This is a genomic window from Shuttleworthella sp. MSX8B (assembly GCF_000524295.1).
Taxonomy (GTDB): Bacteria; Bacillota; Clostridia; order Lachnospirales; family Lachnospiraceae; genus Shuttleworthia; species Shuttleworthia satelles.
This window is the reverse complement of record NZ_JAQT01000021.1, coordinates 1-16,047: the sequence shown is the minus strand read 5'-3', so window position 1 is coordinate 16,047 and position 16,047 is coordinate 1. Positions and strand designations below refer to the sequence as shown.

The 16,047-nt window shown below is 53.8% G+C and carries 13 protein-coding genes; 1 reads left to right on the top strand and 12 read right to left on the bottom strand.

Features of this window, described 5'->3' with window-relative positions; all coding sequences use genetic code 11:
• Positions 1-4: 4 nt before the first annotated feature.
• Entirely contained in the window at positions 5-664 is a 660-nt protein-coding gene (locus HMPREF1508_RS05475; protein ID WP_006907262.1) for a methionine ABC transporter permease, read from the bottom strand.
• Positions 654-1,694: a methionine ABC transporter ATP-binding protein gene (locus HMPREF1508_RS05470; RefSeq protein WP_049906910.1), complete on the bottom strand. Its 1,041-nt coding sequence runs from the start codon at positions 1,692-1,694 to the stop codon at positions 654-656. Before HMPREF1508_RS05470 ends, HMPREF1508_RS05475 begins: the two co-directional genes overlap by 11 nt.
• A 561-nt stretch (positions 1,695-2,255) precedes the next feature.
• Here HMPREF1508_RS05470 and HMPREF1508_RS05465 point away from each other — a divergent pair.
• Positions 2,256-3,704, top strand: a complete 1,449-nt coding sequence (locus HMPREF1508_RS05465) for a nicotinate phosphoribosyltransferase (protein WP_044960208.1) — start codon at positions 2,256-2,258, stop codon at positions 3,702-3,704.
• A 51-nt stretch (positions 3,705-3,755) separates the two neighbouring features.
• On the opposite strand, the gene HMPREF1508_RS05460 is transcribed toward HMPREF1508_RS05465, so the two are convergent.
• The 10 genes from HMPREF1508_RS05460 to rpsL all read right to left on the bottom strand — a co-directional run bounded on the left by HMPREF1508_RS05460 (position 3,756) and on the right by rpsL (position 15,772).
• On the bottom strand, positions 3,756-4,505 hold the full coding sequence (locus HMPREF1508_RS05460) for an alpha/beta fold hydrolase (protein ID WP_198015585.1): 750 nt from the start codon (positions 4,503-4,505) through the stop codon (positions 3,756-3,758).
• Positions 4,506-4,638: 133 nt separating this feature from the next.
• Positions 4,639-4,896, bottom strand: coding sequence for an HPr family phosphocarrier protein (locus HMPREF1508_RS05455; RefSeq protein ID WP_044960206.1), 258 nt, complete (start codon positions 4,894-4,896; stop codon positions 4,639-4,641).
• 258 nt (positions 4,897-5,154) lie between these two features.
• Positions 5,155-6,777: a phosphoenolpyruvate--protein phosphotransferase gene (ptsP, locus tag HMPREF1508_RS05450; protein WP_044960204.1), complete on the bottom strand. Its 1,623-nt coding sequence runs from the start codon at positions 6,775-6,777 to the stop codon at positions 5,155-5,157.
• Positions 6,778-8,877: a PTS fructose transporter subunit IIABC gene (locus HMPREF1508_RS05445; protein ID WP_044960202.1), complete on the bottom strand. Its 2,100-nt coding sequence runs from the start codon at positions 8,875-8,877 to the stop codon at positions 6,778-6,780.
• Positions 8,878-8,937: 60 nt separating this feature from the next.
• Positions 8,938-9,846, bottom strand: coding sequence for a 1-phosphofructokinase (gene pfkB / locus HMPREF1508_RS05440; protein ID WP_044960201.1), 909 nt, complete (start codon positions 9,844-9,846; stop codon positions 8,938-8,940).
• Entirely contained in the window at positions 9,843-10,592 is a 750-nt protein-coding gene (locus HMPREF1508_RS05435) for a DeoR/GlpR family DNA-binding transcription regulator (protein WP_044960200.1), read from the bottom strand. The genes pfkB and HMPREF1508_RS05435 overlap by 4 nt, the downstream gene beginning before the upstream one ends.
• 295 nt (positions 10,593-10,887) lie before the next feature.
• Positions 10,888-12,126 (bottom strand): elongation factor Tu, encoded by a 1,239-nt coding sequence (tuf, locus tag HMPREF1508_RS05430; RefSeq protein ID WP_044960199.1) that lies wholly within the window; start codon positions 12,124-12,126, stop codon positions 10,888-10,890.
• Between the two features lie 132 nt (positions 12,127-12,258).
• Positions 12,259-14,373 carry an elongation factor G gene (gene fusA, locus HMPREF1508_RS05425; RefSeq protein ID WP_044960198.1) on the bottom strand — a complete coding sequence of 705 codons (2,115 nt, stop codon included), beginning with the start codon at positions 14,371-14,373 and terminating at the stop codon, positions 12,259-12,261.
• A 271-nt stretch (positions 14,374-14,644) separates the two neighbouring features.
• The gene (gene rpsG, locus HMPREF1508_RS05420) at positions 14,645-15,115 is read right to left on the bottom strand and encodes a 30S ribosomal protein S7 (protein WP_207635030.1); all 471 of its coding nucleotides are present in this window, start codon (positions 15,113-15,115) and stop codon (positions 14,645-14,647) included.
• Positions 15,116-15,358: 243 nt separating this feature from the next.
• The gene (gene rpsL / locus HMPREF1508_RS05415) at positions 15,359-15,772 is read right to left on the bottom strand and encodes a 30S ribosomal protein S12 (protein ID WP_044960197.1); all 414 of its coding nucleotides are present in this window, start codon (positions 15,770-15,772) and stop codon (positions 15,359-15,361) included.
• Positions 15,773-16,047 lie beyond the last annotated feature (275 nt).

Here is a 16,047-nt window from a genome sequence, read left to right as displayed (position 1 = left end):
CGGCTCACAGTTTCCTCTTGTCCATCCTGTTGGCGATGAAGGTTCCCAGCAGCTGAAAGAGCTGCATAAGGATGATAAGAAGGACAACCGTGACAATCATGATATCCGCCTGATAACGGTAGTATCCGTATCGAATGGCGATATCCCCCAGTCCGCCGCCGCCGATGACGCCGGCCATGGCAGAGTAACCCAGAATCGTTCCAACAGAGATGGTCGCCCCCGCAATCAGGGAGACCCGGGATTCCACAAGAAGGACTCTGCTGATAATCTTTCCGTTGGAGCAGCCCATGGATTGTGCCGCCTCGATGACACCGGGATCCACCTCATTGAGGGAGGACTCGACCATGCGGGCAATCATGGGAGCCGCGGAAATAGTCAGCGGAACAACGGTCGCCGTTGACCCATAGCTCTTCCCTAGAAGAAGAGTGGTCAGGGGCATGAGCAGAATCAGCATGATGAGGAAGGGAACGCTTCGCATAATACTGCTGGCGACATCAAGAATCCGATAGATGACCCTGTTGGGGCGGATCCCCTCTTTCCCGGTCACCGTCAGCGCAATTCCCCAGGGGAGACCCAGAAGATAGCCGAAGACAGAGGAGAGAACCGTCATATAGAGCGTCTCGCCGATCCCTTTGATAATCATTAAAATTACATCACTGGACATGATCGCTCACCTCCTCGACTGACAGGCCATGCTCCTTCAGATAAGAAATCACAGCCGCCTGTGCTGTCTCTTCCTCCGGAAGCCCCAGGATCATCTGCCCCTTGGCGACGCCTCCGACATCCCGGGTATCCGCCAACAGGATATTGACCGCATGCCCTGTGGTCAGAATCATATTGGAAATGACAGGTTCATAGGAGGAATTCCCTGAGAAGACGATGCGAATCTTACGGTCCGTCTTAATCTCCTCCCGGGTTCGGCTGACACCGTCAGTCCAGGACTCCGGGTCCTTGCCCTCAATGATCAGAAGCCTGGCCGCTCTGGATTTTGGATGGTTGAAGATCTCCTCAACCTGTCCCTTTTCCGCGATCCGACCCTGGTCAATAATCGCCACATGCTGACAGACCTCCTGTACAACGGACATCTGGTGGGTAATGATCACAATGGTGATTCCCAGCTTTTGATTGATCTCCTTTAGAAGCTGCAGGATGGAATTGGTCGTCTTGGGGTCCAGGGCGGAGGTTGCCTCGTCACAGAGCAGGATCTTAGGATCAGAAGCCAGAGCCCTGGCAATCGCCACCCTCTGTCTCTGACCACCGGAGAGCTGCGCCGGATAGGCCCTGGCCTTATCCTCCAGTTCAACCGTCTTGAGAAGCTCCAGGGCCTTGGCTCTGGCCTCTTTTTTAGGAAGACCGTGGACGGTCAGGGGAAAGCAGATATTGTCTAAAACATTCTTCTGCATCAGGAGATTGTAGCTCTGGAAAATCATACCGATACGAGTGCGCTCCCTGCGAAGCTCCTTGGCTGACAACTTCGCCAGCTCCCTGCCCTCGATAATCACGGTTCCCTCCGTCGGAACCTCCAAAAAATTCAGACATCGCACCAGGGTCGATTTCCCGGCGCCGGAGAGACCTATGATTCCATAAATATCACCCTCTTCAATATCCAGATTGATATCGGAAAGAGCGCTGACCTCCCGATCCGCCAGAGCAAAGCGTTTGCTCAGCTTTTTTACCTCAATGATATTTGCCATGTAATTATTCCTCGAAAGGGTTTTGTACATCAGAAAAGGGGTTTGCACATCAGAAATTCAATTCTAAAAAAGCATCCCCGCAGAGCTCTGTCTGCCCCTGTCACTGCTACAGGCCATAATTTATCATATCCCTGGGTTCCTGTATAGAATATAATTTTTATCATTCGCTATAGTTGCATTCTATGTCTATTCCCTTATTTTCATATTCTCATATATTCCGGTCGCCTAATATTCCGGTGCCCTATATCCCGGTGCCCTGTGTTCCAATCGTCTTATGTTCCGGTGCCCTATATCCCGGCGCCCTGTGTTCCAATCGCCTTATGTTCCGGTGACCTCATTCCATGGCGCTCTTTCCTATTGCCATTTCTCCTCAGCCCCATGCGTGCCTCGTATTTTACTGATGATGTTTTCGCACTCTCGTCCTGAGTGCGCCAGCCCCCATACATACTCGTATGTTTGCCGGCGCTTGATCCGGCGAGTTTTCGACTAGGACATTCATTTATGCTAGAATGGTGTCAAGACAGCAATGAGCACCTGCCCGATCAGCGGCGAGGAGAATTCATGAGAATTTATGACGAGCGCAATGTATCCATGATGATGGATCTCTATGAGATGACCATGGCCAACGGCTACTATCTCCTGGAGAACCAGGATACCCATGTGGCATTTGACGTCTTCTACCGGAGAAATCCCGACTCGGCCGGTTTTGCCATCTTCACCGGTCTCGAACAGATTGTGGAATATCTTGAAGGACTTCACTTTGATCCTGAGGATATCGACTATTTTCGCTCCCTGGGGCAGTTTGATGAGAGCTTTCTCTCTTATCTGGCTGATTTTTGCTTCAGCGGAGACCTCTACGCCTTCCCTGAGGGAACCATCATGTACCCCAATGAGCCTGTCATCACGGTCGTCGCTCCCCTGGTGGAGGCCCAGCTGATTGAGACAGAGCTTCTGACCCAGATCAACCATCAGTCCCTGATCGCCACCAAGGCCCGCCGGATCGTCCGGTCCGCGGAGGGCCGCCCGGTCTCCGACTTCGGCGCCAGGAGAGCCCATAATAATGACGCCGCTATCTACGGGGCCCGCGCCGCCTATATCGGCGGTGTCGCAGCCACTGCCACCGTCTCCTCCGGCCAGCATTTCGGTATCCCCGTCAGCGGCACCATGGCCCACTCCTGGGTTATGTTCTATAAGAACGAACTGGAATCCTTCCGCAAATTCGCCTCGATTTATCCTGACAACTGCATTCTCCTTGTGGACACATATGATGTCCTCCACCAGGGTCTTCCCAACGCTATCCAGGTCTTCACCGAGATGCGCGACAAGGGAATCGCCTCCAAAAACTACGGAATCCGCATCGACTCTGGCGACCTGGCCTATCTGACCGCCCGCTCCAGGAAGATGCTGGATGAAGCCGGTTTTACCGATGCAAAGATCATCATCTCCAACAGCCTTGATGAGTACACCATCCGATCCATCTTAGACCAGGGCGGACAGGTCGATGCCTTCGGCGTCGGTGAGCGCCTGATCACATCCCGGTCCGAGCCCGTCTTTGGGGCCGTCTATAAGCTCTGCGCCGTCGAGGAGGACGGTCAGATGATCCCCCGCATCAAGCTGTCAGAGACACCCGAGAAGATCACCAATCCGGGACTCAAGGATGTCTACCGGATCTATGACGCCGACGGACACGCCGTGGCTGACCTGATCACCAGGCAGGGGGAGGAGCTTGACCTGTCCAGCCGCTACGATTTCGTCGATCCCATCAAGCCTTGGAAGCGCCGCGCCTTCGAGAACTGCACCGCAAAAAAGCTGCAGGTCAAGATCATTGAGGCCGGCAAGAGAACCAGTCAGCTTCCCTCGGCCAAGGAGATCGCCTCTTATGTCGACCGGCAGCTGCGGGAGGAAATCTGGGACACGGAGCAGCGCTTCGAGAACCCTCACATCCACTATCTGGATATGTCCCCCGCCTACTACGAGATGAAGATGGATATGCTGGAGACCAATCGCTAAATGATCTCCAATTTCAAAAGCCTGCAGCTGTGAAGGGCTTTCCTTCCTCAGCTACAGGCTTCTTATAAATGCCGCAATCATTTCATTTACGATTTCCGGCTGATCATCGTTGGCATTGTGCGCCGCGTTTGCGACCCATTGCAGTGGAAATCCCATTTTCTTTGACCAGGCCCGGTTATACTGTCTCACCTTCCCGGTGATATCTTTTTCTCCCACAATCAAAAGAACCGGACATTTGATAGCTATGTCCGAATTATCATCCAAAAAGCTCTCATAAGCTCTTCCCATCAAATGGCACAGCTCTTTTTCCCCGTAAGGGGCAAGCATTTCCAGCATGTGCTCGCGCGCGTGCTGGCTTGCTGTGCTTCGCTTCGCAATCTCCCTTCGCAGCATTTGACTGGGGTATAATTTTGACAGGCGCTCCGTTTGCCTTAACCACCACTGATCTGATTTGGAATAATAACCCTCTCCGTATGGCGAGCTGTCGATTGCGACAAGGGCGCGGACCAGGTCAGGGAATCTCTTGATCACAGACTGTGCGACATATCCTCCCATGGACTGACCGATGAAAACGGCATCTTTGATCTTCCTCTCAAGAAAAATCCGCCTGACGATCTCCCCGGCCTTTTCCATGGAAAAATCCGAAAAAGGGCGTGACTTTCCATGGCCCGGCATATCCCACACGAGCACGTTGTAGTTATCCTCAAAGTATGGGATCTGGCCCTCAAAAAGGCGATGATCCGCTGTCAGGCCATGGAGGAAAAAAAGGGTCTGTTTCTCCGCGGTGGGATTTTCTGACATCCAATAACAGACCCTTCCCCATTCCGAATGAAAAATACATTCTATCATAGCAATTGCATAATAAGAGATGATAAGGAGCATCCTTGAAAGCGAAAACAAAGCTGTCTTCTGCTGATGCCCGCGAAACCGATCTCTACAGATTCTCCTTGAAGAAGGCCTCCATCTCATTGGCCGCCTTGTCTTCATCGGGGCCCTCAACATCTACCCTGATCGTATCGCCCTGCTTAACTCCCAGGCTCATAATGGCCATCATACGGCCGGAATCTGCTGACTTATCGCCGAAATGGATGGTCACCTTGCTCTCATACTCCTTGGCCTTCTTGACCAGAAGTCCTGCCGGGCGGGCGTGCATGCCGGCGGCGTCCTGAACCTCGAACTCAAATGATTTCATTGTCTGATCCTCCTCTGCCTGTCAGTCTGTCGTAATAATTCTTGTAGATCATAGAATACATGCATTCTATACCATAAAACTATTGTATCCCCTGCTTTCCCTGTGTCAAGCCGGGGTGTTTCCGCTGTCATCTGCGCTGTCAGCGAAACCATTTGCTCCTACTCATCTTTCATCCCGCTTGTGTTTCTCGTCACTTGCGACTGTCAACGGAAGCCCATTTGTTCCTGCTCCTGTTTCATCCCGCTTGCGTTCTCGCCCTTACTTGCGGCTGTCGATGGAGCGGATCTTGTCCCTGACCCGAAGAACCATGGAGGGGCTGACAGATAACTCGTCCACCCCCATTTTAATAAAGGTCTCTGTCAGACTGGTGTCAGCGCCCAGTTCTCCACAGATCCCGGCCCAGGCTCCGTACTTGTGGGCATTTTCGATCACCATGGCAATCAGGCGAAGAATCGCCGGATGGTGGGGATCATTAAAGGCCTCCAGCTTGGGATTCTGCCGGTCAATCGCCAGGGTATACTGGGTCAAGTCATTGGTTCCGATCGAGAAGAAATCAACCTCCTTGGCCAATTCGTCCGACATAATGGCGGCCGCCGGCGTCTCAATCATGATACCCAGCTCCACGTCTCCATAGGGGAGCCCCAGTTCCTCCAGCTCGGACTTGACTTCCTCGGCGATGGCCTTGGCCCTTCTGACCTCATCGACAGAGATGATCATGGGAAACATAATGGAGATGGTTCCGAAATGACTGGCCCTGTAAATCGCCCGCAGCTGGGTCTTGAAGATCTCCGGCCGGGTCAGGCAGATGCGGATGGCCCGGTAGCCGAGCGCCGGATTGTCCTCCTGGTCCAGATGGAAGTAGTCCACCTTCTTGTCCGCGCCGATGTCCAGGGTGCGAATGATCACCTTCTTGCCCGCCATATTCTCGGCGACGGTCTTATAGGCCTGGAACTGCTCCTCCTCTGTGGGAAAATCCTTTGCCTCCAGATAGAGGAACTCTGAGCGGAAGAGGCCGATGCCCTGCGCGTCATTGGCATGCACACTGGCCACATCCCCCACACCGCCGATATTGGCATAGAGATGGATATGCCTGCCGTCCAGGGTGACGTCTTCCTTGCCCTTGAGCTCCTGGAGGAGTCTGGCCTTCTCGGCGTCCTCGGACTGCTTCATCTGATAGCCCGACAGGGTATCCTGGTCCGGGTCAATAATGATTTTGCCGCTGTAGCCGTCCACCACAGCCATCCTGCCCTGCATGTCATCCCGGTAGTCCACGCCGATCAGGGCGGGAATATTCATGGTTCTGGCCAGGATAGAGGTGTGAGAATTGGTTGACCCGTGTCTGGTTACAAATGAGAGCACCTTGGACTTATCCAGCTGCACGGTCTGCGAGGGAGCGAGATCATCCGCCAGCAAAATGCTGGGGACGTCCCCATGGTCCCCGCTCTCCGCGGCCCCCGCCAGAACCTTAACCAGACGGTCAGAGACATCGCGGACGTCCGCCGCTCTCTCCTTCATGTAGTCGTCATCCATGGCGGCAAACATATTGGAGAAGTTATCCCCCGTGGTCGCCACGGCATACTCCGCGTTTAAGCCCTGGTTTCTGATGATATTCTCCACGGAGTCTACATAGTCCAGATCCTCAAGGAGCATCTGATGCACATCGAAAATAGCCGCAGAGGCCTCGCCGACCTCCTTAACCGCCTTTTGATAGAGCTCCTGCAGCTGCCTCTTGGCCTCTTCTGTGGCCTGGTGGTAGCGCCTGACCTCAGCTTCCACGTCAGAGACCTTCTGCCGTTTTACCAGAACCTCATCCTGTCTGAACACAGACAGGGGACCGATGGCTATTCCTCCAAAAACACTCTTACCTTGTAAAATCTCCATTTATTCCTCCGCATTCTTCTTCAGCAATCCCAGGAGCAGGCAGGTGACAATCGAGCCCACGAACCAGGCGATAATATAGAAGAGAGGGTTCCCGACAGTTGCAAAGACGAAGATTCCGCCGTGAGGAGCCATCAGGGTACAGCCGAAGAGGGCTGACAGACCGCCGGCAATGGCAGACCCAACCAGGGTCGCGGGGATGGTGTGCAGGGGGTCAGCCGCCGCAAAGGGAATGGCCGCCTCTGTGATAAAAGACGCTCCCATGACGAAGAGGGAGACCTTGGTATCTCTCTGGGTCTTGGAGAATTTCCTGGGGAAGAAAATGGTCGCCAGAGCGATCCCGATCGGGGGAACCATACCGCCGGCCATCACAGCCGCCATAGCGACATAGCAGGCGATGACAGCGGGATCCGTTGCGGAAGCCCCCTTGTCCATCAGTTCCGCTGCTGTTGACAGCATGCCGGTACCGAAGACATAAGCGGCCTTATTGATGGGACCTCCCATATCAATGGCCATCATGCCGCCCAGGATTAGCCCCATGACAACAAGGAGATTGGCATCAGCCAGAGCGGTCAGCATAGAGGACAAACCGGCATTGATCAGACCGATCAGGGGATTGAAGATGAAGCACATCAGAAGGCTGATGATAAAGATTCCACCCAGAGGATAAATCAGCGTGGGACGGATCCCGTCCAGGCTGGCGGGGAGCTTGGAGGTCAGCTTCTTGAGCCAGAGAACCACAAATCCTGCCACAAAGCCGGCGGCAATACCGCCCAGGAATCCAGACACTGTGGAACCGCCGTTGGCTCCCTGGAAGGCAAAATTCGCGATGAAGCTGTTAAAAGCACCCAGGTTCGTCCAGTTGTAACTGGCAAAGAGAGCATTTCCGGATGTGGCTAAAAGACCGCCGGTAAAGCCGACCGCCAGGCCGGGACGATCCGCAATGGAATAGGCAATGTAACCGGCCAGCACGGGAACCATCATGCTCATGGCCAGACCGCCCGCGTATTTAAAGAAGGCGGACAGGGGAAGCATAGTACCAAAAGCGGAACCTGTAGAAGCAGAACCGGCGGAGGCTCCATAGCCCGCGATGGTATCAATCAAAAAGGCCAGCGCCACCATAATACCGCCGCCAATGACAAAGGGAAGCATGTGGGAGACCCCGCTCATCAGATGCGTGTAAGCCTGGTGACCGATGGAATCCGTCTCTTTATCCTTGTCATCCTCCTCTTCTCCTCCATCACCGCTTGCGTGATAGATCGGAGCGTCTGAGACGGAAGCCCTCGTCACCAGCTCCTCGGCCTTGTGAATCCCGTCGGCCACCTTGCACTCGATCAGATGCTTGCCGTCGAAGCGGTCCATGGGCACCTTGGCGTCGCAGGCGACCACAACTCCGGCCGCTCTTTGAATGTCCTCAGCGGTCAGGATGTTCTTGGGTCCTGAGGAACCGCGCGTCTCCACCTTGACAGGAATCCCAAGCTTTTCTCCCGCCTTCTCTATGGCCTCAGCCGCCATATAGGTGTGGGCGATTCCGGTCGGGCAGGCAGTCACCGCAATGACATAGCCCTTATCGGAGCCTGCCCCATTGGCCTGCTCGTCAGAAGCTTCTTCCCTTGCGGCTTCTTTGGCGGCCTCCTTCTGGGCCTTGGCATTCTCCGCCTTCTCGATGATATCCAAAAACTCCTCGGGGCTCTTAGCCGCCTTGAGAGCTCTTGTGAAGTCCTCGTCCATGAGCAGCATGGACAGGTTGGAGAGAACCTCCAGATGCACATTGTCCTTGGTATTGGGAGCGGCAATCAGGAAAATCAGGTCGACGGGCTCATCATCCAGAGCTTCGTAATCGACGCCTCCCGGAACAACCATGGCAGCCAGTCCCGGCGCACTGACAGCATCAGACTTGCAGTGGGGAATGGCGATTCCCTCGCCGACACCGGTCGTCCCCTCTTCTTCTCTCGCGAAGACTCCGGTACGATAGGTATCGATGTCCCTGATATTGCCCCGCTTCTCCATGAGGGCGACCATCTGCTCAATGGCCTCCTTCTTGTTTGCGGGCGCCCCATTGAGTTCGACGCTCTGAGGGGCAAGTAAATCTCTAACTCTCATTTGCTGTCCTTTCCTGACCTGGCATTCCTGCTCTTGTCACTGCTGATACCTGCCTGTTTTTTATCGTCCAAGACTCCTGAGCAGGGTCTCGACCTCGTTTCTCTCTGCCAGTTCTTCGGAGAAGGCGGAGGCGGATCCGGTGCAAAGTCCCATATAGAAGGCATTTTCATAGTCAGCTGTCTCAATATAGCCGGTCAAAAAACCTGCCACCATAGAGTCTCCGGCTCCGACGGAATTAACAATCCTGCCCTTGGGAGGCATAGAAGCAAATGTCTGTCCATCCTCCGTAATCAGAAGGCCCCCATCGCCGGCCATGGAGATCATGACATTCTTCGCGCCCATCTCCTGCAGCTTCTTCGCATAGGGGATGACCTCCTCCTTGGTCGACAGCGATACATCGAAGATCTCGCCCAGCTCGTGGTTGTTTGGTTTGATCAAAAAGGGATGGTACTTCAAAACGTTGACCAGAAGATCCCTGGTGGCGTCTACCACAATGTGAACGCCTCTTCCCTCCAGGCGCGCCATGATATCCTCATAGCTGGAGGCAGGCATGACATCCGGGATCGACCCTGCCAGGACCAGAAAATCCCCCTCCCCCAGCTGATCGAGCTTATCATAGAGCTTTGCAATGTCGGAAGCCTTGATGGCAGGTCCCTGCCCGTTGATCTCAGATTCCTGGTCGCTGCGCAGCTTGACATTGATCCGGGACATTCCCTCTGCCACATCGATAAAGTCGCTCTCAACCTGGCTGACAGCTAACAGGCGCTCAATCTCTCTCCCGGTAAAGCCCGCCATAAAACCGAGCGCCCTGCTCTCATGGCCCATATTCTTGAGCACAATGGAGACGTTGATCCCCTTGCCGCCGGGCAGGACATGCTCTCCTGTCGTGCGGTTGACCATGCCGGTCTGAAAATGATCCACGTCGACAATATAGTCGATGGACGGATTAAAGGTTACGGTATAGATCATTCGCTCACCTCCCAAATGTTCTCGTAGCTGCGGTACCTGTCATCAAGCTGTCCCGCTACCAGGACGCGGGCCTCGGCGAAGCTTCCGAACGAAATCGGAGCTACACGGCCGAACTTACTGGCGTCCGCCAGGATATAGACCTGTCGGCTGGCCGCCATTGCCTGCTGCTTGATATAGGCTTCCTTGAGTTCCGGAGTTGTAAAGCCCGCCTGGAGATCGACGCCATTCGCTCCCAAAAACGCCCTGGAAAAGTTATACTTGCGCACGGATAAGCTTGCCTCTTCACCGACAATCGCCTCTGTCACGGACTTGAACTGACCTCCCAGAATATAGCAGGTGTAGCCCCTCTGTCCCAATCGCCTGGCGTGACTGATGGCGTTGGTTACAAAGGTCAGGTTCTTGCCATGGATAAAATCGATCATTAGCTCTGTCGTCGTCCCCGCGTCCAGATAGATCAGCTCCCCGTCCCGAATCAGTCCGGCAGCCTCCCTGGCAATCGCCAGCTTCTCCATCCGATGGCGCTGCTGGCGAAGCGTGACGGCATCATCCTGATCACCGGGCAGGCTCTCCGGAAGAATCGCTCCTCCATGCACTCTCTGGCAACGGCCTTCCTTCGCCAGGCGGCTGATATCGCGACGGATTGTGGACTCGGAAGCTTCCAGCTCCCGCATCAGCTCTGTATTCAGAACAGACCCCTTCTCCCTGAGTTCTTCCAATATGAACTTGTGTCGCTCAGCGGTCAACATACTTTCTCCTCCTTACAACTTCTTGTTTATTATAGGTTGGATAAACCTTCGATACAATCATTTTCCTTCAAAAACATTCACAAACGGTCAACTCTCTTTTTGTCTATTTTCACCAGTCCTCTTTAAAAAATATTGGAGCGGGCTCCCCAAGGATCCCGCCCCAATATTTGACATAGAGACAAAAAAGAAAGGGCTGCCACACATGAGTGCGACAGCTCCTTTCTGATCGTCATATGTTATTGACCAAAGGGAATCGAACCGCTGTCATGCGCGTGTTCGATAATCTCAAAGACAATTACTCAATGATCTCAGTAACACGGCCTGAACCAACCGTACGGCCACCCTCACGGATCGCGAAGGTAAGACCCTGCTCCATAGCTACGTTATGGATCAGCTCGATGGTCATCTCAACGTTATCGCCGGGCATGCACATCTCGACGCCGTCGGGAAGCTGGGTGATGCCGGTTACATCAGTCGTTCTGAAATAGAACTGAGGACGATAGTTTGAGAAGAAGGGGGTATGACGACCGCCCTCGTCCTTGGTCAGTACGTATACCTGCGCCTTGAACTTCTTATGGCAGGTAACCGTGCCGGGCTTAGCAAGAACCTGGCCGCGCACGATCTGATCACGGTTCACGCCGCGAAGCAGAGCGCCGATGTTGTCACCGGCCATAGCCTCGTCAAGCTGCTTACGGAACATCTCAATACCGGTACATACGGTCTTTCCAACAGTGTCCTTCACGCCGAGGATCTCAAGCTCCTCGTTGAGGTGAAGGGTACCACGCTCTACACGACCGGTAGCAACGGTACCGCGGCCGGTGATGGTGAATACATCCTCGACAGGCATAAGGAAGGGCTTATCAGTATCACGCTGAGGAGTAGGAATATACTCGTCAACTGTGTTCATCAGCTCCATGATGCAATCGCCCCAGTTCTTGTCGGGGTTGGAAGGATCAAGGGGCTCGCCGTTAGCAAATACTGCCTTGCCCTCAGCATCCTGCAGAGCCTGATAAGCAGAGCCCTTGATAATGGGGCAGTCATCAAAGCCATACTCAGACAGCTGATCAGAAACCTCCATCTCAACCAGCTCAAGGAGCTCAGGGTCATCGATCATATCGCACTTGTTCAGGAATACGATGATGTAGGGAACGCCTACCTGACGGGCAAGGAGGATGTGCTCCTTGGTCTGGGCCATAACGCCGTCGGTAGCGGCTACAACCAGGATAGAACCATCCATCTGTGCGGCGCCGGTGATCATATTCTTAACATAGTCGGCATGTCCCGGGCAGTCTACGTGAGCGTAGTGACGCTTCTCGGTCTGATACTCAACGTGAGCGGTAGAGATGGTAATACCACGCTCTCTCTCCTCGGGAGCCTTGTCGATGTCCTCAAAAGCCTCCATCTTGTTACCAGCGACGCGCTGTGCAAGAACGGTGGTAATAGCAGCCGTAAGAGTGGTCTTACCATGATCGACATGACCGATGGTACCGATGTTTACGTGCGGCTTGGTGCGGTCAAAATGCTCTTTTGCCATTGTGAAATTCCTCCTTAAATCTCCCCCTCGCGGGGTATGTTACCTTATAAAATCTCAGCTAAAGCCCATTATATGAAATTCAGCTGAGTATTTCAACTATATTGCCGGGCAAATGCCCTTTCAAAGCAAGAATTACTTGCGCTCAGCGATTACCTTCTCCTGGACGGACTTGGGAGCCTGCTCATATCTGTTGAAGAACATGGAGTAGTTCCCGCGGCCCTGGGTGATGGAACGCAGGTTGGTCGCATAGCCAAACATCTCGGCCAGAGGTACATAGCCAACGACGATCTTGCCGTTGCCCACATCGTCCATCTTCTCAATGCGCCCGCGCCGTGAGTTCAGATCTCCGATGACATCGCCCAGATAGTCCTCAGGCATGGTGACCTCGACCTTCATAATCGGCTCTAAGAGCGCGGGAGCAGCCTTGGCCATAGCCTCCTTGAAGCACATGGATCCTGCAATGTGGAAGGCCATCTCCGAGGAATCGACCTCGTGGTAAGATCCATCGTAGAGGGTGGCCTTGATACCAAGAACAGGGAAGCCTGCCAGAATACCTGACTGGGCAGCCTCTTCAATACCCTCGCCGACGGGAGCGATGTACTCCTTGGGAATGGATCCTCCGACAACAGCGTTCTCGAACTTGAACAATTCCTCTCCATTGGCGTCCATCGGCTCGAAGCGAACCTTGACGTGACCGTACTGGCCGCGACCGCCGGACTGCTTGGCGTACTTGTACTCCTGGTCGACAGACTTGGTGAAGGTCTCCTTGTAAGCGACCTGGGGCGCGCCGATGTTGGCCTCGACAGAGAACTCTCTGAGCAGACGGTCAACCGTGATCTCCAGATGCAGCTCGCCCATACCTGCCAGAATGGTCTGGCCGGTCTCCTCGTCCGTGTGAACGTGGAGGGTGGGATCCTCCTCGACGAGCTTGGCCAGGGCCTCTCCCATCTTCTGCTGTCCGGCCTTGGTCTTGGGCTCAACAGCGACCTGGATAACGGGATCCGGGAACTCCATGGACTCCAGAATTACAGGATGCTGGTCATCACAGAGGGTATCGCCGGTCGTCGTATTCTTCAGACCTACGATCGCGCAGATATCACCGGAGAACATCTCGTCGAGCTCCTGGCGCTTATTGGCATGCATGAGAAGGATACGGCCCACGCGCTCCTTCTTGTCCTTGGTGGAATTCAAAACGTAGGAGCCGGAATTGCAGTGACCTGAATACACGCGGGTAAAGGCCAGCTTACCTACATAGGGATCGGTCATAATCTTGAAGGCCAGAGCGGAGAAGGGCTCATCGTCGGAAGAGCGGCGAACGACTTCCTCCCCGTCCATATCCGTACCCTTGATGTCGGGGACATCAACCGGGGCGGGCATGAACTCAATCACGCCGTCAAGGAGCTTCTGGATTCCCTTGTTCTGATGGGCAGAACCGCAGAAGACTGGAACGCCCTCAGAATGAATGGTGGCCTTGCGGAGAGCTGCCTTGAGCTGATCAATGGAAGGCTCTTCCCCTTCCAGATACATCATCATCAGATCCTCGTCGAAGTCGCAGCACTGCTCAACCAGTTTAGCGTGATACTCCTCTGCCTGCTCCTTGAGCTCATCGCGGATATCGACGATCTCAATCTCCTGTCCCGCGGCGTCCTTGTAGAGGTATTCCTTCATCTCGAAGAGATCGATCACTCCCTCGAAATAGTCCTCCTTGCCGATGGGCAGCTGTACGCAGACAGCATTCTTACCAAGCTTGGTTCCGATTTCCTTAACGGTATTGAAGAAGTCGGCTCCCATGATGTCCATCTTGTTGACAAAGGCCATACGGGGAACCCCGTAAGTATCCGCCTGACGCCATACGTTCTCGGACTGGGGCTCAACACCGCCCTTGGCATCGAAGACGCCGATGGCGCCGTCCAGGACGCGAAGAGACCGCTCTACCTCAACGGTAAAGTCGACGTGTCCCGGGGTGTCGATGATATTGATCCGGTGCTCAAGCGCGCCCTCCTTCAGCTGGGCCTTCTCCTGAAGGGTCCAGTGGCAGGTGGTCGCCGCCGAAGTAATGGTGATTCCCCTCTCCTGCTCCTGCTCCATCCAGTCCATGGTGGCAGTTCCCTCGTAGGTCTCACCGATCTTATAATTTACACCAGTGTAATACAGAATACGCTCCGTCAGCGTGGTCTTACCAGCATCAATGTGAGCCATGATTCCGATATTCCTGGTTCTCTCAAGTGGGTATTCTCTTGTAGCCAAGATATATTTCCTCCATACTTATTCGAATTGCCCGCCTCTCTTAATGAGTCACAGAGACTTGCACGAGAAATGTGTCGGTCAGGGGCATTTGCCCGGGCCGCCGCCAAAACAGTCTCTGCCTCCCTGACGCGGACTCTTCGATCAGAGATCCTGCAGTAAAATGCCTGTCCCGCAGACATTCTGCTGCCATAAACAATTGAGTGCCCTGCTTGCGGGCATTTGCCGCTATCAACAACAGCATACGCCCCGCAGGCATCCGATTGTCCTGAAATCAGAAGCGATAGTGCGCGAACGCCTTGTTGGCGTCTGCCATTCTATGCATCTCTTCCTTACGTTTTACTGCAGCTCCGGTATTATTGGCTGCATCCATGATCTCATTGGCCAGTCTCTCCTCCATGGTCTTCTCGCTTCTGTTGCGAGAGAACAGGGTGAGCCAGCGAAGTCCCAGGGCCTGACGGCGATCCGGGCGAACCTCAATCGGCACCTGATAGGTGGCGCCGCCGACACGTCTTGCCTTAACCTCAAGTACAGGCATAACGTTATTCATCGCCTCCTCAAAGACCTCGAGCGCAGGCTTGCCGGACTTCTCCTCGACGCGGCTGAAAGCGCCGTAGACGATCTTCTGGGCAATGCCCTTCTTGCCGTCTAACATGATGTTGTTCACGAGCTTGGTTACGATCTTGCTGTTATAGATCGGATCTGCAAGCACGTCTCTCTTGATATTGTGACTCTTACGTGGCACGTTACTTCCCTCCTTAATCATTGATAGGATTAATTCATCGGTACTCACATAGACATTATGTGTTCATGTCCCATTTATCGCCGGGCGGCCTTAGCCTTCCGGCTTAGCAAACTATGGAATACACGCTTTGCGAGCACTCCGTAGCCGTAACAATAAAATACACGCTTCGCATGCATTTCACTGTCAAGAATAAATGCCAACATTAACCATATTGTTGTGAATGTTTCGAAATGATCTTACCGATTACTTCTTCGGCTTCTTGGCGCCGTACTTGGAACGGCCCTGCATGCGGTTTGCTACGCCTGCCGTATCCAAAGTGCCTCTGACTACGTGGTAACGTGTACCGGGAAGATCCTTGACACGGCCGCCGCGAACCAGGACAACGCTATGCTCCTGAAGATTGTGCCCCTCGCCGGGAATGTAGCTGGTCACTTCAATCCCGTTGGAGAGACGGACTCTGGCAATCTTACGCAGAGCTGAGTTAGGCTTCTTGGGAGTAGCAGTCTTAACAGCGGTGCACACGCCGCGCTTCTGGGGAGAAGCCGTGGCAACAGAGCGCTTCTTAAGAGAGTTAAAGCTTCTCTGAAGAGCAGGGGCGGTAGACTTCTTTGCAGCAGTCTGTCTTCCCTTTCTAACTAACTGGTTAAATGTTGGCATTTCCTTTACCTCCTGTATTATTTGCTCATGCCCACATTTCCAGGCATGCCTTTTAATTCTATTGATAGGGCTATCGTTTGTCAAGTTCACATGAAAAACCGGGTTGACAGCTCACATGAAAAATCGGGTCATAGCCTCATGAACTGCCACATGCAAAAAACAGATTGACAGTCACACACAAAAACTGGGTTGACAGTCACATGTGAAATTCGGGCGAAATCGGATTGACAGCCACATGTGAAATTCGGGCGAAATCGGATTGACAGCCACATGTG